This window comes from Nautilia profundicola AmH (genome assembly GCF_000021725.1).
GTDB classification, from domain to species: domain Bacteria; phylum Campylobacterota; class Campylobacteria; order Campylobacterales; family Nautiliaceae; genus Nautilia; species Nautilia profundicola.
The window spans coordinates 333989-353120 of sequence record NC_012115.1; the positions used below are offsets into that span (position 1 = coordinate 333989).

The following is a 19132-nucleotide window of genomic DNA, read 5'->3' on the forward strand; positions in this document are numbered from 1 at the left end:
TTTTATCCTTCTAAAAATTTATTTAAATAATATAATGTTAAATACCAAACCAAAATACTTGCAACAAAATTAAAAACTAAGTTTTTTATCCATAAAGTTGCACCGTATGATATTAATGCTGCAATGCTCCATTTAGCAATTTTCATATTTAATTACATCCTTTTGAAACTCTTTTTCGAGCTCTTTTATGCCTTTTTCGATATATTTTGCATCGTATCCTTTTTCCCTTAAATATAGTGCCGCAAAAGGAGAACGGTTTTGGGTGTTGCAGACGACAAGGATGGTTTTGTCTTTCGGGAGATGAATATGGTGTTCTTCAAGTTTTAAAGGATCAAGCCTTAAGACGAAATCGTGTTTTAGTACGTCTTCCTCGTCCGGCATTCGTATATCTAAAATTACCGCCTTGTTGTTTTCAAGCAGTTTTCTTGCTTCTTGCGTTGATATTTTTATCTGTTTGTTGTATTCCGGAAGTGCGTATTTAAGCATTTACAAGACTCCAAATCATTTTTATTGCAATTATATACAAAAGAATTCCGATTATTTTTTTAATCTGCTGCTGGTTTAGTTTGAAATGCATAAAGTAGTTTCCTATATATCCACCGAGTATCGCTCCCGCTGCTGCTACAGTTAGTATTACCCAGTCGAATTTTACAAAACTCATATAGGTCAAAAACGCCGCAAACGTAGAAAACGGAATAACGAAACTCATCGTTACGGCCAGTTTTTTGGCGTCAAATCCGAGCAGAATCATTATTGGCATTAAAAGAGCACCGCCACCGATCCCGAGAAGTCCGCTTATGAATCCCACAATCGCACCTATTAGAACCATTACCCACTGTTTGTCGTAGTGGAATTTTTGCTCTTTTTTCCCAAACAGTATCATACTTGCACTGAAAAATAAAAATATGGCAAAAAGCCATTTTACCTCATGAACGGGAATGTGCTTTGAGTACATTGCTCCAAATGGAGCGAATGCTGCGAGTGATATTGCAAGGGGCAGGGCGAATTTGATATCGAGTACTTTTCTTTTTATGTTCATAAACGTGGCTGTAAGGGTGGTGGTTGTGTTTACGAAAAGGCCGATTGCCTTTGCGAAGTTAAAATCGATCCCCATCCAGTGCATTACGGGAACCATAGCGGTTGCGCTTCCGACTCCCCCGAGTGCGAAAAATGCGCTTAAAACGGTGGCGATTATGAAGATTTCAAAATAAAACATTGTCTTCCTTCAAAAAAAGATTAAGAAAGGAAGTTTTTAGCTTCCGCTCCTTTTAATTTTTTCATAAGTTCGATTAAACCTTCTTCAAGATATTTAGCATTAAATCCTTTTTCTTTAAGGTAAATTGCTGCATAAGGAGAGCGTCCGTTTCCAGGGCATGCTGTAACGATCAGTTTGTCTTTAGGAAGTTTATCAAGGTTTGCTTCAAGCTCTTCAGGTGAGAGTTCGATAGTAAATTTCAGTCCCCATACTTTTTTCTCAAAAGGCATTCTTATATCGATTAGTACGGCTTTATCCTCTTTGTAAAGTTTTAGGAATTCATCAATATTGGTTCTTATTTCTTTAAGTCCGGCAGGTGTTGCATATTTGAGCATATGTTCTCCTTTTTTGTGAAATTATAGTTTTTAATAGTTAACGGAATGTGAAGAAAAGAATTAATTTTCTTTTTCTTCTTTTCTTCTCGGGTCTGTAGAGTATGCGAACATCGGTACATATACAAGTGTTAAGAACGTACCGATAAAGAGTCCGCCGATAGCCACGTCCGCAATAGGCGAGAGTCTTTCAAGTCCGATAGCCTGTTCAAGAGCGATAGGAATCATTCCGGCAATCGTACCGAACGCCGTCATCATAACAGGTCTGAATCTGATCTTAATAGCCGCAATCGCACTTTCAAACGGAGGAATTCCCTGATGTTCGTACTCTTTATAGAAGTCTATTAAAAGTACCGCGTTTTTGATGATGATACCGAAAAGCAGCAGCAGTCCCACCATACTCGGCATACATGAAGGTTTGTTTGCAATCAGAAGTCCCCACATACCGCCGATCATTGAAAGCGGAAGTACTACAATCATAATGAGTGAGAGTCTGAGTGACTGGTAAACAACCATAAGTGTAAGAATCAGTACAATTACACCGATTACCACGGCTTTGATTAATCTGCCGAAAGAGTCGTTAAGCTCTTTCATATCACCTGATTGATAATAATTAGTAATACCGTGTTCGTGCAGAAGTTTGTCCGCATCGTCCGTGATTTTACTGATGGCTCTTTTTTCCCTGTAACCCTGTGCTTCGATTGAATACTCAAGGTCGTTTCTTTCGATTTTGCTGTAAGTGAAATGCGTTTTGATATCCGCAAGTTCGCTTAAAGGAACCGTTCCGGTTTTGGTTGTGATAGGAAGCATTTTAAGCGTTTGCAGGTTTTTAGAATAATCTCCCAAGAATCTCACCCTTACAAACTGTACGTTCATAGATGCAAGCGAGCTTGAAATTGACGCCACCTGGTCTTTTATCGCAATCTGTGAAACGATAGCGGCAGGTGTCAGTCCGTAACTTAGGGCTTTGTTTTTGTCTATTACGATTTCGGCTTCAAGGAAGTCTTTATCCCAGCTGATCATCGTAGTCGTAAGACCTTTGATGTCTTTGATAATATCTTCTGCTTCTTTTGCTTTTTGAGGCAGACTTTCATAGTTGTCGCTTCTAAACTCAATCGCCAAAGGAGCGTTGATTGTCGAAAGTGCAGTCGCACCGTAGTCAAATACCGCAAGGTTTTTGATTCCTTCTATTTTGGCAAGTTCTTCCCTTACTTCTTTTTCAAGTTGCCAGATTGTTCTTTTTCTGTGGAATCTGTCAACGGCGATGATTGTCATTCCGACACTGTTTCCGCCACCGTTACCGCTGATAGAAAGAACTCCCTGCTCGGTTCCTATGGCAATTGAACTTTTTTCAAGCCAAGGCTGTTTATTTAGCCATGTTAAGAACGGTTTAAGTCTTTTAGCGCTTTCGTCCGCGTTAAGGTTTGATGAAAATTCGATTTTTGCTTTCATAATCCCCGTATCCATCGGAGGCATTACGTCTCTTCCGATAGTAGGGACGATGTTTTTCATAGTCATTGCAAGTACGAATACCGCACCGGCAATGAGTAAGAATCTTCTGAATACTTTAAATTTACCGTTTGAGAATTTAAGAATTCCCACATAAGGGGTAATAAGTTTCGCAATTGTTTTTTGATATAGCGCTTCAAAGAATTTTTCGAATTTGGTTTTGTTCGTACCGTTTTTATACAGGTATTCCGAAAGTTTCGGGATAAACGTAACAGATAAAAACCAGCTGATAAGGAGCGCCACGATTAATGTTTCAATCAAAGGACGGAAGATCTTTTCAGGGTATCCGCCTACAAACATTAACGGGAAAATAATCGCAATTGTCGATATCGTACCCGCAAATACCGGCATAAGCACTTCTTTTGTACCGTTGTAAATGGCGGCTTTTAACTCTTCGCCTTCTTCGAGGTGACGCTCTATGTTTTCAAGTACGACGACGGCGTCGTCCGTTAGCATCCCGAGGGCTAAGATGATAGCCGTGTAAATAATTACGTTAAGCTCCCCGCCTGTTAGGTATAGAAAAGCAAGAACACCGAAAAACACCATCGGAATCGAAATTGCCGCAGCCGCAAGCGCCCTTAGGTTCGCAAGGAAGATTAAAAGCACCATAAGTGTGAATATAATCGCATCTCTTAGTGCTTCTATCATATTGATGTTTGCGGTTTCTACGATGTTTCTTTGTGTATCCGAAACGGTTACTTTGATATTTGGATACTCTTTTTGAATTTTTTTCATCATATCCCTTGCCGCGTCGCTTGTGGCAAGAAGGTTTCCTCCAGGAGCCCTCTGGACTGATACGGCGATTGAAGGGGTGTTGTTTCCTACATATGCGCTGTTGTTTGTTTTATAGCTCCATTTTACTTCGGCAATGTCCGAGAGCTTTAGGTTCGGTTTTACAAAAAGGTTTTTGAGTTTTTTGATATCGCTTTCATTTCCGTAAAACGTAAGTGTCAAGAACGAGTCTTTGCTTTTAATAAACCCGATAGGAAGGTCGATGTTTGATGTTTTTAATACTTTTATAAAGTTATCAAGTGTGAGACCGTATTTTTCCATTTTACGAGGGTCTATTTTGATCATGATTGAACTTTGGTATCCCCCGAAGATTTCCACGTTTCCTATATCTTTGTTGCTTAGAAGTTTAGGTTTTATAAAACTGTCGGCAATTTTTCTGATTTCAGGCAGTGTGATTGAATCGTTTTTAGGACTTAGTGAAAACACATCCACAGGAGCCGTAAACGCACCTACTATATAAATTGCCGGGGTAGAACCTTCAGGCAGTTTTCCTTTGATTCTGTTAAGCGCGTTTGATACGTCAACCGCGGCTGACTGGAGTGTTTTTTTGTAATTGAATATCACATGCACGATCGAGAAGTTCGCAACGTTTGTGGATTTGATCTCGTATACGTTGCTAAGTGTCGCCATCTCTTCTTCGATTGGTTTGGATACCGTGGTGGCTACAACGTTGGCAGGGGCACCCGGAACCTGTGTAAAGATTACGACTTCCGGTCTGTTTGAATCCGGAAAGAGGTTTTTTGGCATTTTTATAAGTCCGATAATTCCGAATACGAACATACCGAGTATGATCGCAAACAGAAAATGCGTCCTTTTATGAAAAAACTCAAACATTTTTATCCTTTGGTATATTGGTTATTTGTATATTTGTCATTGTTTAATTTTCCACTTTTATCGGGTATCCCGCTTTTATTCTAAGAAGAATATCCGGTTTGGCGTAAACTACCGGGCTTGTGATGTTTTGATCTATCAGGGCGTATTTTTCACCCTGTGCGAGTATTTTTACCTCTTTGATGTCGGTTTTGTTTCCGTTTACCACAAACACGTAGTTTTTGCCGTTAACGGTCAGGATCGCATCGTATGGTAAAAACATACCTTTGCCGCTGAATTCAACCACTTTGATGTTTACTTTTTCACCGTTTAGAAGTGTAGGGTCGTTAACTTCCGCTTTGAATGTTTTTAGTGAATTGAATGTGTTGTTTAAGGCTTTTAAGTCGTAAACTTTACCTTTGTATACTATCTGTTTGTAATCTTTTGGCAGTGTGATAAACAGGTAGTTTCCGTTTTTAGGCGTAATTTTAAGTATAGGTTTGCCCATAAACGCTATGTCGTCTTTGTTTAACATTTTTGCGCTTATCACACCGTTTATAGGTGATTTTAGCGTTGTGTATGTGAGGTTGTTTAATACGGCCTGTTTGTTTGCATACAGTGCGTTAAGGGAGTTTTTATCGGCTTTGATCTGGGCTTTTAGAGTCGCTATTTTGCTCTCTTCAGTCTGGTACTGCTCTATTGAAGCCATTTTTACATCAAGAAGCTGTTTGGTTCTTGCGTGTGTGGCAAGAAGGTTTTTAAGGTTGATCTCTTCTGCTGAGAGTTTGTTTTTAACAGAAGCGATTTGTGAGTTTATCTCTTTTAGTTTCGCATTAAGGTCGCTGCTATCTATTTTTGCTACAACTTCACCTTTTTTTACATCATCACCAAGGTTTTTGATGTATAAAATCTTACCTGCGAATTTTGTGTTTACAAGCACTTCATTATCGTTTTTAACTGTAGCAACATATGGTAGTGTAATAGTTTTGTTTTCAATCTTTGGAGTGATGGTTTTTACAACTATTGCTATTTGTTCCGCTGGAGGGAGTTTTTCATCAACAGCCTGTCTTTTTTTAATAAGTCTCATGCCGCTTACGGCAAGAATTACGGCTAAAAGTACCGGGATTACTATTTTTAATATTTTCATTTGAACACCTTTTTAAGATTTTTTCCGTAAATTAACGCTTTTTGTGCGATTAGGGTATTTTTTAATGCGATCAGGTTTGCAAGATCGGCTTTTGCTTTTGCGAGGTCATCTTCGTATTTCAGATACTCGTCAACCGTCATAGTGTTTAGTTTAAACGCCACTTTCGCACCTTTTAAAAGCTCTTCTTTTAATGCAATAGATTCCTTTGTTGATAAGAGCTGTTTTTTTATTTCTGATAAAGATGAGTTGATATAATTAATTTGTGCAGTTAAATCTTTAACGGTTTTTTGAATTTCCAGAGATGTTTTAGATTCTTCTATTTTTGCTTTTTGAATTTCGGAGTTGTTTTTTTTGTTGAATATATCCCATGTTACGTATATTCCAGCACTTGCGAAATCTTCCACAATTCCTTCATTAGTATTATAGGCTTTTGCAAAAGATCTGTTTCCTTGGATTTTAAGCATTACTTTCGGATAATTGGCAGCTTTTTTTGCCTTTATGTCGTAATAACTTGATTTTAGTTTTTCTTGTAAGGGTTTAATTGCGAAAAATTCGCTTTTTTCCACTCTGTAAGATACGAAATTAATTGGTTCCGAAACTTCCGTATTTGTAAGGGTGTAAATTTTAGATTGAATATCCGCTATTTTGGTGTTTATTTCTGAAATTTTATTTTGTATGGTAATTAATGAATCTTTGAGTCTTAAAAGTTTAAATTCAGGAACTCTTCCGACTTCAACACCTTTTTTTAGCCCCTCATATGTTGTCTGAATTGATTGTTGTTGCGAAATTAGAGCATTTTTTAATGCATACAAATAATTCAAATTACTAACATAAATAATTAAAGTGCTTTGTCTTTTTATTAGATTTATTTTAGCTTGGTATTTAGTTGCATTTAGTAAGAATTCCATTTTGTTTTTGTTTTCGTAAATTTCTTTTATAAAGATTGGCATTGATACCGAAAATCCTAAGCGGTAAATATTTTGTGAAAAAGGGAGGCTTCCTCCGCTCATTATAATTTTAGTACTTTCCGTTGGAGGCAATGGAACCAAACTGTTAGGTCGTGAAAAATGCTCGGCCGATGCTGTGAGTGTAATTTTCGGATATAAAGAGTTTACAACACTTTTTTTGTTTGTTTTCATCTCTTTAATCATTAAATTATCTATTTTAGTATCAGGGATTTGTTCTATTTTATTGAGTAAATCCCCAATTGATTCGGCATTAAGCAGTAAAGCCGATACTAAGATAATCGAATATTTTTTCATTTGTGCGCCTTTATATAATGTAATATTGTCTGATATATTTCTTTTGTAATATCGAAATCTTTTGTAAGTTTGTCATCTTTTAATATACCTGTTATTCTTTCTCTAACTTTTAGTGTATTTGCATATGTTGTAAAAGTAGATACCACCATTGTTTGAATAAAAAACGGGTTTAGGTTTGTTTTTTCAAGTATTTTTGTAAGGTGTTTTAATGTTTTTGATATAACTTTTAGGGTGTCTACTTCCAAATGCATAGCCTCAGAAGTAATTTCTTTTGAAAAAAGTTTTGCAATACAAGGGTTTTTTATGAAAAAATCACCTAATTTATAGATGTATTCTTTTAAATTTTCTTCCAAAGAATCTTTTAATTCAAATTCAAGCTTTGAAAATTTTTCAATAAAAATTTCATTGTAAAGAGCTTTTTTATTTTTGAAATAATAATAAATTGCCGGTTTGGTTATTCCAATTTTATTTGCCACTTCTTCTAAAGAAGTGTTTTCATAACCTCTGTTGGCAAATAGTTTTAACGCTGTTTTTAAAATATCTTCTTTTGTTGCCATTATTCTCCTTACTTACTGGTCGGTAAGTAGAATTGTAATACTTTTTTGATAAAATAGCAAGAAAAAAAAGGCAAAGAATGAAAAAATTAGCTATTTTGGGTCTTGGGGCTGCTTTACTTTTCGGTGCAAGCAGTGATGATATTAATAAAAAACTCGATTTACTTCTTCAAAAAATAGAACAGCTTGAAAAAAAAGTAGATAAAAAAGATGCTGAAATTGAAGAACTTAAAAAAGAGATCAAAGTTCAGCAAAAAGAGATTAAAAAAAGCAATGAAGAAGTTAAAAAAGAAGTAAAAACACAACTTGCTGTAAAAAGCTGTAAAAAAATCAAAGTTGTAAATATGAAATACAAATATCACGATGAAGTTATTCCTTATTATGATATTACAGTTACTTTAAAAAACGAATACCCTAAAAAAATTACATATCTTTCAGGTAATCTGTATGTTGAGGATAAAGATAAAGTTAAAATTTTTAAAGATTTTATACAAAGAGATGTGGATTTGCCTGTTGGAGGAGAAATTACAATTAAAAAAACTCATCAGTTAAATTCAGATTTAGAGCAGTATTTAAAAGACGAAAAACCAGAAAATTTACATATTTATTTTGAAGTTATCAGAGCCGATTTTGCAGACGGAACAAATATTGAGTGCGGAATATTTTAACACTCTATTTTTTCGTTTAAAATTTTCAGTTCCTTACACGTAAAGCCGGCTTTGAGTCTGGCAGCTACGTTTAAATCTTTTTTCTTCCAATCCTTGAAAAAATTATCCACTATTTTGAAATATGTTTCAATTGGTTCAAGATTTTGGCGCTTACATTCGAATTTGAACCATTTATCACCTTTTTGTACGTGAGGGATCTCTTCTTTTAATATTATCATCAGTGCATCTATTACTTCCTGTGCGAAAGGATCTTTTGTTTTTTGGAGTTTTTTTATAATTTTCTCATTTGCATCAAGTCCTCCGGCTTCGTACCATCTCGGGATTATCGCCATTCGGCTTAAAAGATCCTGGGTTTTCTGGCTTGCTTCAAATAATGAATTATGAACGGGAAAATCACCGTATTTATAGCCTGTTTTTTCAAGAAGGGTGTTTATCATTTTAAAATGTCTTATCTCGTCTTCCGCAACTTCAAGCCAATCATAATAATATTCATCAGGCAGATTTGGGAATCTGTAGCATGCATCAAGTGCCAAATCGATTGCGCTGAATTCGATGTGTACTATCGCATGTAATAAGACGGCTTTTTTTTCATTCGTATCAAATCCTCTCCTTCTCGGAACTCTTGAAGGATGAACAATTTCACAAAAGTCTGCATAACTCGGCTTTTCAAAAAGTTTGGGTTTTTTATCGGTTTTGAAGTTTAGGCTTTCTTTGTTGTTCCATATTTCGTAAAACATATCGAATTTTTTGTTTATATCGCCGCATTCTATAATTTTTTCTAAATTTTGATAAAAAGACATCAATTCAACCTTTTTTGTGATACAATTTTTAAAGCGTTATATTTGGTAATATATAACCAAAAAGTTATTTTATTATAACATTAAAGGTTAAAAATGTTAATTGATAAATTTGAAAGAAAAATAGATTACATCAGAGTGTCGGTTACCAGCAGGTGTAATTTCAGATGTCTTTACTGTATGCCTAACACTCCTTTTGAATGGGAACCTCATGAGAATATTTTAAGATATGAGGAGATGTTTGAATTTTTGCGTCTTGCAATTGACGAAGGAATAAATAAAATTCGTTTAACAGGAGGAGAGCCGCTTTTAAGAAAAGATCTTGATGTGTTTGTAAAAATGCTACATGATTACAGACCTGACCTTGATTTAGCACTTACTACAAACGGTTATTATTTAAAAGAATATGCCAAAAAACTTAAAGATGCCGGACTGAAAAGGGTAAATATGTCCCTTGACTCTCTAAAGCCTGAAGTTGCTGCAAAAATAGCACAAAAAGATGTGTTAAACAGAGTAATACAAGGACTTGACGAAGCGTTAAAAGTCGGATTAAAGGTAAAACTAAATACTGTAGTAATGCAGGGTATTAATGATACTGAAATATTAGATTTATTAGAGTTTGCCAAAAATAAGGGAGTAACTATAAGATTTATAGAATTTATGGAAAACGAAAGGGCATATCCCGGAGTAAAAAGAGTTGATTCTAAAGTAATACTTGATAAAATAGCGAAAAAATACAAATTTAAAGAGCTCCCGAAAGACAACAGTGCCAGCAGATATTTCGAAACGGAAGACGGGTATGTATTCGGTATAATCGAACCTCACAATGAAGATTTTTGCAAAAGCTGCAATAGGATACGTTTAACCGCCGAAGGTTATTTGATTCCGTGTCTTTTCTTTACGGAGAGTTATAATATCAAAGAAGCCCTAAGAGAAGGAAATATTCAAAAAGCATCTGAAATTTTAAGAGAAGTCGTTGCCAATAAACCTGAAAAAAACGATTGGCAGGATGAGGAAGTTTCAACACGTGCGTTTTGGGAAACAGGAGGGTAAAATATAAGTGAAAAGTGTACAGTGAAAAATGTAAATAATATAAATACTAATACACTAATAACAAATAACCAATATACCAATATTCAAAAGGAGGGGAATGAGTGAAATAAGAAAAGCCGCAAAGGCTATAAAAGAAGCTAAATATCTTTTAATTACGGCGGGAGCCGGAATGGGAGTAGACAGTGGGCTTCCTGATTTCAGGGGAAATGAAGGTTTTTGGAAAGCGTATCCGATAGCTAAAAGGTTGGGACTGAGTTTTCAGGCTCTTGCAAATCCGAGATGGTTTGATATAAATCCGCGCCTTGCTTGGGCGTTTTACGGACACAGACTAAATATGTACAGAAACACCACCCCTCATGAAGGATTTAACATCTTATTTAATATGCCGCATGAAAAATTTATTTTTACTTCAAATGTAGACGGTCATTTTCAAAAAGCGGGATTTAGTGAAATGAAAATAGTGGAAATTCACGGCAGTATTCATTACCTTCAGTGCAGTGAGCCATGCAGTGATAGTATATGGGAAAACAATGAGCATATAGAAATTGACGAAGAAAAGTTTGAAGCACTGAATTATCCGCTTTGCAAAAACTGTAAAACAATAGCAAGACCGAATATTTTGATGTTTAGTGACCTTAGGTTTGTGGATAAAAGGGTGAATCTTCAGCTTGCAAGATTTGAGTATTGGCTTTCTCAAATTAACGATAAACTTGTTATAATTGAGATTGGAGCGGGAAAAGCGGTACCGACAGTTAGAATGATGAGCGAAAGAGTTAGAAGAAGTTTCGATTCTACGCTAATCAGAATAAATCCCCTTGAAGCCGACGGCGCCGATATACAGATAAAAAAAGGGGCTCTTGAAGCATTGAGGGAAATTAGAAAATTTATGTAAAGGAAAAATATGAAAAAAATATTCAGTTTGAGTATATTAGTAATCTTCGCATTTGCATTTAATGTAAATCAGACATACACATGCGAAACTTTGGGATTAAGTTTTAAAGAAAACAACAAAACTTACAATATTCCTAATAATGAAAAAACAAAAGCACAGCTTCAAAAAACATTGAAAGCTTTATATGCGGTAAAAATTAAACCGCAGGATAAATCACTTGTTATTTATGTGGACAACAAAAGCGATACACTTGATTTTGTGAAAATGGTAGATAACAAAGTGCCTTTGTATAAAACTAAAGCATCAGATTTATTTATATTGACAGATCCTAAATCATCACAAATAGGTATCAGTATTCCTGCGCAAAAAATGATAATTTATTATCAATGTAAATGAAAATATTTGTTTACGGAAGTTTGAAACAAAATAAAAAATTACATAGCTATCTCGAAAACGCAAAGTTTTTGGGATACGCCGTGACTTCAAAAAAATATCCTTTAATCCTTAGCAAAAGCGGATGGTATCCGTATCTTTTAGATCTTCCTGGTATTGGTTTTTATATAAAAGGCGAAGTGTATGATGTAAACTACAGCTTGTTAAAACGTCTCGACAGGCTTGAAGAGGTGCCTCATTATTATAAAAGAAAAAAAATAACAGCAATATTAAACGGTAAAAAGATAAAAGCCTATACGTATTTTTACGCCAAAAAGAAAAAATTTCTTAAAAAAGATCTTTTGGAGGAGTTTTAGTTTAGATTCGGTTTAGTTTTGTAAAATAATATAAAACAAAAAAGGCTAAAATGAAAAGAAAAATCCTTATAGTTGAAGACGACGTTTCATTAAATGAAACGGTTAAAGAATTTTTGGAGCTTAACGGGTTTGAGAGTGTCAGCGTATACGACGGCGACAGCGCTTTAAGCAGGGCGTATGAGGAGAGCTTCGATATTATTTTGCTTGATGTGAAACTTCCCGGTATGAACGGCTTTGATGTTGCTAAAGAAATCAGAAAATTCAGCGATACTCCTATAATTTTCATTACTTCCCTTGACAGTGAAAAGGATATCGAAAAAGGTTTCTTAAGCGGCGGAGACGATTATATAAGAAAGCCGTTTTCACTTAAAGAGCTCAAACTCAGAATCGATGCGATACTCAGAAGAATGTACGGAAACAGTGAAAAAGTTGATTTGGGTGAGGGGTTTGAGTTTGATGTTAAAAGTATGGAGCTTTTAAAAAACGGCGAACCCGTGCATTTAAAAACAAAAGTCGCTAAACTTTTAAATCTTTTTATAAAACACAGAGGAGAAGTGCTTGATAAAGAGAAAATTTTCAGTGAAATATATGATTATGAAGAAACCCCGAATGAAGCTTCTTTAAGAACGTTTGTAAAAACACTCAGAAGCATACTCGGAAATGATAAAATAGAAACAATAAAAGATGTAGGATATAAATTTGTTGGCTGAAAAAAAAAGTTTAAGAAGATTTTTATTGATTTATGTTATTTCTACACTTCTACTTGTTGGAATTGGGGAGTGGTTTTATTATAAAGCAAAATACCACAGTGAAATAGATTCACAAATATCTCAGCTTAGTAATGAGCTTAAATTATATCTTGCCGAAAACAAAGGGATGTTAAGAAGTTTAAGATTTTCAAAAAATTATAATATTGGTGATAATATAAAAATAGCCGTTTATAAAGACGGAACATATATGTTCGGAAATTTTAAACCTATGAATATAAAGTGGAATAGAGAGTTTTGGATTAATGGAAAAAACATTTATTATCTTTATACTATGCCCAAACGATGGGGTAAAGTGGATATTATTGTTACAAAATCTATTAATGAAGAAAAAATAAGTGAACTTAAAAAACAACTTATAATATTTAATGTATTTGTTGTGTTTATTGTAATAATAACGGCCTTTATTCTCGGTAAAATATTTCTAAAACCTCTTAAAAGTAGTATTGAAATGCTTGAAGACTTTATCCGTGATGCAACTCATGAAATGAATACTCCTATCAGTGTGATCCTTACAAACATTGAAATGTTGAAAATGAAAGATATTGAATCAAAAGAGCTACAAAGAATTGAATTTTCGGCAAAAAGACTTGAAAAGATCTTTAAAGACCTTGCGTTTGTAAGACTTAATCATAAACAAAAAAAAGAAATAATATCTATTAATATAAAAGATTTAATTAGAAAGAGAATTGAAATATTCCAAACCCTGCTTGAAAACAAAAAAATATCTTTTGACAAATCGTGTGAAGATTTTTATGTAAACGCCGACAGGGAAGATATGATAAGGCTTATCGACAATCTTCTCTCAAACGCTATTAAATATTCGCCTCAAAATGAAACAATCCACCTTTCTCTTAAAAACGGAATATTTTGTATCGCCAATAAAGGAAAAATAAAAAATTTGGAAAAAATTACAAAGAAATTCTACAGGGAAAACCAAAACGAAGGAGGTTTTGGCCTTGGGCTTTATATTGTCAAAAAGATCTGCGATTATTACGGCTTTGAGTTTAATATCAAAAACGAAAACAGCTTTGTTAAAACTTTTGTCAAATTTAAATAGAACATTCTTTAAGATTAGGTAAATTTATTTTCATATTTTCAATTTCTTCTAAAGCGGCTTTTTTGAATCCTGTAACAGGTTTGATTGAATAAAGGACTTTTTTCCCATCTCTTTTTGAGTTTAAAAAGCCGGCATCTTTAAGAATTTTAAGATGTCTTGAAAGACGGGACTGAAGCATGTTAAAACTTGCTTCAAGCTCACATACGCAAAGTTCATTATGTTTTAACAGAAATTTTAATATTTTGATCCTTGTTTCATCTTTGAGTGCGGATACGGCTTTTAAAAAGTCTTCCATTTTTAGCCTTTGAATATTTTTTTTATATTTGTAAATGTTTTAAAAAAAGTAATACACCATATAAAAAATAATAACCAAAAAATAAAAAATCCCAAAATACTTATAATTTTAAGATGAAGGATTTTTCCTATTAAATAGGTAGAGGCCGTATAAGCACCTAAAGGGAATATAAACGCCCACCATGACATGGTGTAATTGAGCTCGGCTCTTTTAATATATCTTATTGTCATTATAATTGACATTACAAGCCACCACAATCCGAATCCCCAGAAAATAAGTGAGAATATATAAAAAGGTTCTTTAACCGAAATAAAAGACGTTTTTGAGATAATATTTATGAGTGCAATATTGCCTGCTCCTATAGGTCCTAAATTAATCCACAAGGTAGGAGCAATGGTTCCAGGCAGTGGAGAATGTAGTATTAGACGGTAAACAATAATTGCCAAAAGCGCAATATATAGGAAAAATCCTGCACCGTACCCTAAAAAATTGGTGATTGTAATAAGTTCTTTATAAACACCTGTGCTTAAAGGCTCAAAAAAAGCTCCTGCTATGGGAATAACAATAAGACCTACAGGAGGAATGTACCATCCGGGATTTATATGACTGATTTCTATTTTTTCATGTGAAAACATAATAAAAGGAATTAAAAAGGCAAAAGCAATCATTAATAGTGTTCCAAGAAACCAAAAAATTTCTGCAAGTTGCGTATTATGTAGAATTATTATATAACCTCCTGCTATTACCAGGAAAGCAACGGCTATTGTCGGATAAAATGAAGAAATAATCGGATGAAAAAGATCGTCTTTTGCTTTTTCATAAAATAAGAGCCATCTTAAAATCCATAAAACCAAAAACAAAAAAAATATAAAAAGATTGAACCAAAAAAGAAATATTGACACAGGCAACAAAACAGAAAAATATTCACTGAATAGTTTGCAGCTGATTGCAAGTATGCCTGTTCCCATAATACTTGCAAACCAGGAAGGTGCAAAGTTTTTAATATAATCCATATGATCTCCTTTTTTCATTTTGCATATTATACATCTAAATTATATACATATCAAGATATTTTGATATATAATATGAGTTTACATTCAGTTTATCTGCAGGATTTATAATTTCTAAAACCTTTTAAGGAGGGTGAAATGAAAAGAGTAATTATTCCTGTAATGGCTGCTTTTTTAAGTATGCCGTTATTTGCAAACACACCGGTTTCTCCGGTAGAAAGAGCGGTTCTTGATATACAAAAATCGGTTCTTAGCATAAGGGAGAAAAAAGATCTTTTACATATGAGAGAAGAAGAAAAACTTGCACGAGATGTATATCTTACACTGTATAAAAAATGGAAACTGCCGGTATTTAAAAATATAGCAAAAAGCGAAAGCTGGCATATGCATATGATAAAAATAGTGCTTGATAAATACAACCTGCCTGATCCAGTAGCTGAGACGGGCGACAGGGTAGGTGTGTTTAAAGACGTTAAACTTCAAAAACTTTACAATCAGCTTGTATCACAGGGAGAGAGAAGTCTGATAGACGCTTTGAAAGTCGGAGCGAAAATCGAGGATGTAGATATTTACGATTTGCAAAAAGCTCTGGAAAATACCGACAATAAAGACATCTCAATCGTATATCAAAACCTTGAAAAAGGAAGCCGCAACCATATGAGGGCGTTTGTGGGAATCTTAAGAAGATACGGAAGTGATTATACGCCACAGTTTATCACACTGCAGGAATTTAACGCGATACTCGCAAAAAAACACGAAGCCGGGATGGTAAACTTTGCTAATTCATCTTCAAATGTAATAGAAGGAGAGGTTGTGAAAGTTTATAAACTTCCAGGGATTGTTAATAAAAAAATCAATTGGTGGATGATAGACGTAAAAACGAATAATGGAATAGTAAAAGTTGCTGTAACTACGGACTTTTTATATAAAAGCTTGAATATAAAACCGGGAGATACCGTAACCGTAAAAGGTTACAGCGGTATTTACAGTTTCGTAACATGTGAAATTGAAGATAAAACAAGCGGATTTAAACTCCAAAACAGATTTAAAAGGTGCAAAATTCAGTGAAAAATGAAAAAGATAGGGTTTAGGATCAATTTTATAGTTGAAGAATTAGAAAATAAACCCCGAATAAAGATTAAAAGGAGACGATTATAATGAAAAGAAAATGGATAGATCTTTTACTCTTTTACGCAACGGTTATGATAATCATAAGCGGTATAGTTTTGTACATTATGCCGCACGGCCGTGTTGCGTATTTTACGGGATGGAAGTTTTTGGGCGTTGATAAAGACGGCTGGGATAACATACACGTAATTTTCGGATTTTTAATGGTAATAGTAGCCGTGTGGCATATTGTAATTAACTGGAAGGTTATGAAAAAATACCTGCTTCAAAAAGAGTCTGTCTTTGCTCTTTTGATTACGGCGGTTGTTACCGTGGGTACTGTTGCAAACATACAGCCGTTTAAGAGTGTGAGCGATCTTGAAGAGATGATAAAAGACTCTTGGGATGTGAATAACAAGGCTATTCCTATCTCACACGGTGAGCTTATGAGTCTTAAAGAGTTTTGCGAAAGACTGAATATCAACCTTGATGTGGCGGTTAAAAAATTAAAAAGTAAAAATTTCACATTCAGCGTAAATGATACGCTTAAAACAATCGCCAAAAACAACAACACCACACCTGCGGATATTTACGAAATTATCAAAAACGCCAAAACCGTAACCGCAATGCCCGGCAGCGGATACGGTAAAATGACACTCGAAGAAGTGTGTAAAAAAGAGGGAATCAATGTGAACGAATGCCTGAACAAACTGCAAAATAAAGGCATTAAGGCAGGTCCTAAAGAGACGTTAAGAGAAATAGCGTTTCCTAACGGAGTGACACCGGTTGATATTATCGATATGATTAAAAAATAGTTTATATTAGGTTTAGGGTGATTAAATAATATTTTGAAAAAAGGAGATATAGTGAAAATGAAATTTTTGGCGTTTATTCTTTTGGCGGTTAATCTTTTCGCACTTACACCGCAGGAGAAAAATGCACTTGAATATATGTATCAGGAAGAAAAACTGGCACGTGACGTTTATTACGAGCTTGGAAAATTATATCCGAATGTGAGGGTTTTTAATATCTATCGCTCAGAAATAATGCACGAAAACAGCGTTGCAAACGTACTGAAGCATTACAGAGTGCCTCTTCCTGTAAGAGGGGACAGAGTTGGTGAATTTGCAAACCCGGAGCTTCAAAAACTGTATAACGTACTGATGGCAAAAGGTAAAAAATCACTGAAAGACGCACTCGAAGTGGGTATTATGGTTGAGGTTACGGATGTGGAGGATTTGGATAAATATTTAAATTCCGTTACTTCACCTGACGTAATTGCTTTGTTTAAATTTTTAAGAGCCGGAAGCTATAATCATTACAACGGATTCAACAGAACTCTTATGGCAATTACCGGTAAGGGCGCTTGTCAGCTGATGGATAGCAGATGGTGTAAAAATTATCCGTTTCAAAGAGGTATCGGAAGATATTACAGAAATTACTACTGGTTTGCAGGCAGTGGAATTATGAGAAGATAAGGGCTAAATTAAATAGCCCTTTTAAATTCAGGATAACTTTCAATCCCGCATTCGCTAACGTCAAGTCCTTCAACTTCGTTGTCTTCATCGGTTCTGAATTTAGTGATTTTGTTAATTACAAAAATAATAATATATGATGCAACAAATGCAAATACAGCCACAACCACAACACCTTTGATTTGAGCCGCCAAACTAACGCCGCTTCCCCAGATACCTGTTGCAATAGTACCCCAGATACCGTTTACAAGGTGAACTGAAAGAGCACCTACAGGATCGTCGATTTTTAGTTTGTCAAAGAAAGGAACCGCATAAAATACAAGAGCTCCGCCTATTGCACCGATAATAAGCGCTGCATAAGGACTAACCACATCAGCACCTGCTGTAATTGCCACAAGTCCTCCAAGAGCACCGTTTAAAATCATAGTAATATCGAATTTTCTGTATTTAAGATATCCCAAAATCATTACAACAAGTCCGCCTATCAGACCAGCATTGTTTGTATTCATTACAACTAACGCAACAGTATCGGCATTTTCTTTACTTGAAATGCTACCTACACTTCCACCGTTAAATCCGAACCATCCGATCCATAACAGTAAAGCACCAAGTACAACAAGAGGAATATTACTTGCAGGAATAACTCTTACTTTTCCGTCTTTTGTGTATCTTCCTTTTCTCGGTCCGATAATTAAAATAGCCGCAAGAAGCGCCCACGCACCTGTTGAGTGGATTACTGTACTTCCCGCTAAATCATGCATACTTGAAATATCAAGGATTGAGCCGCTAAGCATATTAGCACCCCATGTCCAGTTAACTACAAGCGGATAAATCAATCCCGCCATAAACAGTGTGAATATTGCAAGAGGCACTATTCTTGTTCTCTCACTTACACCGCCGCTCATGATGTTTACGGTTTTACCAACGAATGCCATTTGGAAAAGAAACGCCGCATACATGCTCATGCTGCTACCGTCCCATCCACCAAAAGCCAATGTATATCCCCATAGGAAAAACACAAGGCTTGCCACGATATAAATCATTGTGTTTACTGTAAGCACCGCAGTTACGTTTTTTGTTCTTACAAGTCCGGCTTCAAGCATTGCAAAGCCGGGAACCATTAGAATAATAAGAGTAAACGCAAATAGTGCGAAAAAGGTATCAATTACCCATGCAAAGTCCATATTTTCTCCTTTTAATTTTTCTTATCTACTTAACTACTTACTATATCGCTTCTTCGTCTTCTTCACCTGTTCTGATTCTGATAACTTTCTCAACAGGGCTTACGAAAATTTTACCGTCTCCGATTTTCCCTGTTCTTGCTGATTCACTGATAGTTTCAATAACTTTTTCAACATCATCGTCAGCTACTACAAGTTCGATTTTTACTTTCGGCAGAAAATCTACGATATACTCCGCACCTCTGTAAAGCTCCGCATGTCCTTGTTGTCTTCCGTGACCTTTTACTTCACTGATTGTCATACCGTGAATTCCTATTTCAAGCAGTGCTTCTTTAACATCATCAAGTTTAAAAGGCTTGATTACCGCTTCGATTTTTTTCATATACGCTCCTTTTTTTGATATAGTGTAATTGTAAT

The 19132-nt window shown here is 35.0% G+C and carries 23 protein-coding genes; 10 read left to right on the plus strand and 13 right to left on the minus strand.

Translation table 11 applies throughout. The features are described from left to right. Nucleotides 1-2: 2 nt before the first annotated feature. Genes NAMH_RS09155 through NAMH_RS08945 form a run of 8 tightly spaced genes read right to left on the minus strand, consistent with a single transcriptional unit; the run spans nucleotide 3 to nucleotide 7664 of the window. On the minus strand, nucleotides 3-146 hold the full coding sequence (locus tag NAMH_RS09155) for a hypothetical protein (RefSeq protein WP_015902380.1): 144 nt from the start codon (nucleotides 144-146) through the stop codon (nucleotides 3-5). Continuing rightward, nucleotides 133-486: a rhodanese-like domain-containing protein gene (locus tag NAMH_RS01865; protein WP_012663944.1), complete on the minus strand. Its 354-nt coding sequence runs from the start codon at nucleotides 484-486 to the stop codon at nucleotides 133-135. Before NAMH_RS01865 ends, NAMH_RS09155 begins: the two co-directional genes overlap by 14 nt. After that, a complete protein-coding gene (locus NAMH_RS01870) occupies nucleotides 479-1216 on the minus strand; it encodes a sulfite exporter TauE/SafE family protein (RefSeq protein ID WP_015902805.1) in 738 nt (245 codons plus the stop codon). The genes NAMH_RS01865 and NAMH_RS01870 overlap by 8 nt, the downstream gene beginning before the upstream one ends. 20 nt (nucleotides 1217-1236) lie before the next feature. Further along, the gene (locus tag NAMH_RS01875) at nucleotides 1237-1590 is read right to left on the minus strand and encodes a rhodanese-like domain-containing protein (protein WP_015902093.1); all 354 of its coding nucleotides are present in this window, start codon (nucleotides 1588-1590) and stop codon (nucleotides 1237-1239) included. A 60-nt stretch (nucleotides 1591-1650) separates the two neighbouring features. Then, a complete protein-coding gene (locus NAMH_RS01880; protein WP_015902583.1) occupies nucleotides 1651-4722 on the minus strand; it encodes an efflux RND transporter permease subunit in 3072 nt (1023 codons plus the stop codon). 43 nt (nucleotides 4723-4765) lie between these two features. After that, on the minus strand, nucleotides 4766-5845 hold the full coding sequence (locus NAMH_RS01885; RefSeq protein ID WP_015901824.1) for an efflux RND transporter periplasmic adaptor subunit: 1080 nt from the start codon (nucleotides 5843-5845) through the stop codon (nucleotides 4766-4768). Continuing rightward, nucleotides 5842-7107: a TolC family protein gene (locus tag NAMH_RS01890; RefSeq protein WP_012663821.1), complete on the minus strand. Its 1266-nt coding sequence runs from the start codon at nucleotides 7105-7107 to the stop codon at nucleotides 5842-5844. Before NAMH_RS01890 ends, NAMH_RS01885 begins: the two co-directional genes overlap by 4 nt. Beyond that, complete coding sequence (locus NAMH_RS08945; RefSeq protein ID WP_015902479.1) at nucleotides 7104-7664, minus strand: TetR/AcrR family transcriptional regulator; 561 nt, start codon at nucleotides 7662-7664, stop codon at nucleotides 7104-7106. Before NAMH_RS08945 ends, NAMH_RS01890 begins: the two co-directional genes overlap by 4 nt. A 77-nt stretch (nucleotides 7665-7741) precedes the next feature. Here NAMH_RS08945 and NAMH_RS01900 point away from each other — a divergent pair, with 77 nt between their 5' ends. Next, nucleotides 7742-8329, plus strand: a complete 588-nt coding sequence (locus NAMH_RS01900) for a coiled-coil domain-containing protein (RefSeq protein WP_015902215.1) — start codon at nucleotides 7742-7744, stop codon at nucleotides 8327-8329. On the opposite strand, the gene NAMH_RS01905 is transcribed toward NAMH_RS01900, so the two are convergent. Continuing rightward, entirely contained in the window at nucleotides 8326-9129 is an 804-nt protein-coding gene (locus tag NAMH_RS01905) for a ferritin-like domain-containing protein (protein WP_012663629.1), read from the minus strand. The two genes, NAMH_RS01900 and NAMH_RS01905, sit on opposite strands and share 4 nt — an antisense overlap. 93 nt (nucleotides 9130-9222) lie before the next feature. Between NAMH_RS01905 and moaA the strand changes: the two genes are divergently transcribed. From moaA to NAMH_RS01935, 6 genes are all read left to right on the plus strand, one after another. After that, a complete protein-coding gene (gene moaA / locus NAMH_RS01910; RefSeq protein ID WP_015901947.1) occupies nucleotides 9223-10179 on the plus strand; it encodes a GTP 3',8-cyclase MoaA in 957 nt (318 codons plus the stop codon). A gap of 97 nt (nucleotides 10180-10276) precedes the next feature. Then, on the plus strand, nucleotides 10277-11071 hold the full coding sequence (locus NAMH_RS01915) for an SIR2 family NAD-dependent protein deacylase (RefSeq protein ID WP_015902421.1): 795 nt from the start codon (nucleotides 10277-10279) through the stop codon (nucleotides 11069-11071). 9 nt (nucleotides 11072-11080) lie between these two features. After that, complete coding sequence (locus NAMH_RS01920; RefSeq protein WP_012663896.1) at nucleotides 11081-11467, plus strand: hypothetical protein; 387 nt, start codon at nucleotides 11081-11083, stop codon at nucleotides 11465-11467. Continuing rightward, nucleotides 11464-11820, plus strand: a complete 357-nt coding sequence (locus tag NAMH_RS01925; RefSeq protein ID WP_012663765.1) for a gamma-glutamylcyclotransferase family protein — start codon at nucleotides 11464-11466, stop codon at nucleotides 11818-11820. The genes NAMH_RS01920 and NAMH_RS01925 overlap by 4 nt, the downstream gene beginning before the upstream one ends. A gap of 50 nt (nucleotides 11821-11870) precedes the next feature. Beyond that, entirely contained in the window at nucleotides 11871-12530 is a 660-nt protein-coding gene (locus tag NAMH_RS01930) for a response regulator transcription factor (protein WP_015901850.1), read from the plus strand. Further along, a complete protein-coding gene (locus NAMH_RS01935) occupies nucleotides 12523-13647 on the plus strand; it encodes a sensor histidine kinase (RefSeq protein WP_143709730.1) in 1125 nt (374 codons plus the stop codon). The genes NAMH_RS01930 and NAMH_RS01935 overlap by 8 nt, the downstream gene beginning before the upstream one ends. On the opposite strand, the gene NAMH_RS01940 is transcribed toward NAMH_RS01935, so the two are convergent. Together NAMH_RS01940 and NAMH_RS01945 are read right to left on the minus strand one after the other, a co-directional pair. Continuing rightward, nucleotides 13640-13942, minus strand: a complete 303-nt coding sequence (locus NAMH_RS01940; protein WP_015902564.1) for an ArsR/SmtB family transcription factor — start codon at nucleotides 13940-13942, stop codon at nucleotides 13640-13642. The two genes, NAMH_RS01935 and NAMH_RS01940, sit on opposite strands and share 8 nt — an antisense overlap. A gap of 2 nt (nucleotides 13943-13944) precedes the next feature. Then, complete coding sequence (locus NAMH_RS01945; protein WP_015902842.1) at nucleotides 13945-14955, minus strand: TDT family transporter; 1011 nt, start codon at nucleotides 14953-14955, stop codon at nucleotides 13945-13947. A gap of 135 nt (nucleotides 14956-15090) precedes the next feature. Here NAMH_RS01945 and NAMH_RS01950 point away from each other — a divergent pair, with 135 nt between their 5' ends. From NAMH_RS01950 to NAMH_RS01960, 3 genes are all read left to right on the plus strand, one after another. Continuing rightward, the gene (locus NAMH_RS01950) at nucleotides 15091-16020 is read left to right on the plus strand and encodes a DUF2202 domain-containing protein (RefSeq protein ID WP_012663449.1); all 930 of its coding nucleotides are present in this window, start codon (nucleotides 15091-15093) and stop codon (nucleotides 16018-16020) included. An 89-nt stretch (nucleotides 16021-16109) separates the two neighbouring features. Further along, complete coding sequence (locus NAMH_RS01955; protein WP_015902192.1) at nucleotides 16110-16874, plus strand: DUF4405 domain-containing protein; 765 nt, start codon at nucleotides 16110-16112, stop codon at nucleotides 16872-16874. A 57-nt stretch (nucleotides 16875-16931) separates the two neighbouring features. Beyond that, nucleotides 16932-17537 carry a ferritin-like domain-containing protein gene (locus NAMH_RS01960; RefSeq protein WP_015902293.1) on the plus strand — a complete coding sequence of 202 codons (606 nt, stop codon included), beginning with the start codon at nucleotides 16932-16934 and terminating at the stop codon, nucleotides 17535-17537. Nucleotides 17538-17545: 8 nt separating this feature from the next. On the opposite strand, the gene NAMH_RS01965 is transcribed toward NAMH_RS01960, so the two are convergent. Continuing rightward, nucleotides 17546-18718 (minus strand): ammonium transporter, encoded by a 1173-nt coding sequence (locus NAMH_RS01965; RefSeq protein ID WP_015902029.1) that lies wholly within the window; start codon nucleotides 18716-18718, stop codon nucleotides 17546-17548. A 40-nt stretch (nucleotides 18719-18758) separates the two neighbouring features. Then, nucleotides 18759-19097, minus strand: a complete 339-nt coding sequence (locus NAMH_RS01970; RefSeq protein WP_015902090.1) for a P-II family nitrogen regulator — start codon at nucleotides 19095-19097, stop codon at nucleotides 18759-18761. Nucleotides 19098-19132 lie beyond the last annotated feature (35 nt).

What these genes read in the sequence shown, in the direction of transcription:
- NAMH_RS09155 (WP_015902380.1), bottom strand. Translation starts at nt 146, where the DNA reads ATGAAAATTGCTAAATGGAGCATTGCAGCATTAATATCATACGGTGCA.
- NAMH_RS01865 (WP_012663944.1), bottom strand. Translation starts at nt 486, where the DNA reads ATGCTTAAATACGCACTTCCGGAATACAACAAACAGATAAAAATATCA.
- NAMH_RS01870 (WP_015902805.1), bottom strand. Translation starts at nt 1,216, where the DNA reads ATGTTTTATTTTGAAATCTTCATAATCGCCACCGTTTTAAGCGCATTT.
- NAMH_RS01875 (WP_015902093.1), bottom strand. Translation starts at nt 1,590, where the DNA reads ATGCTCAAATATGCAACACCTGCCGGACTTAAAGAAATAAGAACCAAT.
- NAMH_RS01880 (WP_015902583.1), bottom strand. Translation starts at nt 4,722, where the DNA reads ATGTTTGAGTTTTTTCATAAAAGGACGCATTTTCTGTTTGCGATCATA.
- NAMH_RS01885 (WP_015901824.1), bottom strand. Translation starts at nt 5,845, where the DNA reads ATGAAAATATTAAAAATAGTAATCCCGGTACTTTTAGCCGTAATTCTT.
- NAMH_RS01890 (WP_012663821.1), bottom strand. Translation starts at nt 7,107, where the DNA reads ATGAAAAAATATTCGATTATCTTAGTATCGGCTTTACTGCTTAATGCC.
- NAMH_RS08945 (WP_015902479.1), bottom strand. Translation starts at nt 7,664, where the DNA reads ATGGCAACAAAAGAAGATATTTTAAAAACAGCGTTAAAACTATTTGCC.
- NAMH_RS01900 (WP_015902215.1), top strand. Translation starts at nt 7,742, where the DNA reads ATGAAAAAATTAGCTATTTTGGGTCTTGGGGCTGCTTTACTTTTCGGT.
- NAMH_RS01905 (WP_012663629.1), bottom strand. Translation starts at nt 9,129, where the DNA reads ATGTCTTTTTATCAAAATTTAGAAAAAATTATAGAATGCGGCGATATA.
- moaA (WP_015901947.1), top strand. Translation starts at nt 9,223, where the DNA reads ATGTTAATTGATAAATTTGAAAGAAAAATAGATTACATCAGAGTGTCG.
- NAMH_RS01915 (WP_015902421.1), top strand. Translation starts at nt 10,277, where the DNA reads ATGAGTGAAATAAGAAAAGCCGCAAAGGCTATAAAAGAAGCTAAATAT.
- NAMH_RS01920 (WP_012663896.1), top strand. Translation starts at nt 11,081, where the DNA reads ATGAAAAAAATATTCAGTTTGAGTATATTAGTAATCTTCGCATTTGCA.
- NAMH_RS01925 (WP_012663765.1), top strand. Translation starts at nt 11,464, where the DNA reads ATGAAAATATTTGTTTACGGAAGTTTGAAACAAAATAAAAAATTACAT.
- NAMH_RS01930 (WP_015901850.1), top strand. Translation starts at nt 11,871, where the DNA reads ATGAAAAGAAAAATCCTTATAGTTGAAGACGACGTTTCATTAAATGAA.
- NAMH_RS01940 (WP_015902564.1), bottom strand. Translation starts at nt 13,942, where the DNA reads ATGGAAGACTTTTTAAAAGCCGTATCCGCACTCAAAGATGAAACAAGG.
- NAMH_RS01945 (WP_015902842.1), bottom strand. Translation starts at nt 14,955, where the DNA reads ATGGATTATATTAAAAACTTTGCACCTTCCTGGTTTGCAAGTATTATG.
- NAMH_RS01950 (WP_012663449.1), top strand. Translation starts at nt 15,091, where the DNA reads ATGAAAAGAGTAATTATTCCTGTAATGGCTGCTTTTTTAAGTATGCCG.
- NAMH_RS01955 (WP_015902192.1), top strand. Translation starts at nt 16,110, where the DNA reads ATGAAAAGAAAATGGATAGATCTTTTACTCTTTTACGCAACGGTTATG.
- NAMH_RS01960 (WP_015902293.1), top strand. Translation starts at nt 16,932, where the DNA reads ATGAAATTTTTGGCGTTTATTCTTTTGGCGGTTAATCTTTTCGCACTT.
- NAMH_RS01965 (WP_015902029.1), bottom strand. Translation starts at nt 18,718, where the DNA reads ATGGACTTTGCATGGGTAATTGATACCTTTTTCGCACTATTTGCGTTT.
- NAMH_RS01970 (WP_015902090.1), bottom strand. Translation starts at nt 19,097, where the DNA reads ATGAAAAAAATCGAAGCGGTAATCAAGCCTTTTAAACTTGATGATGTT.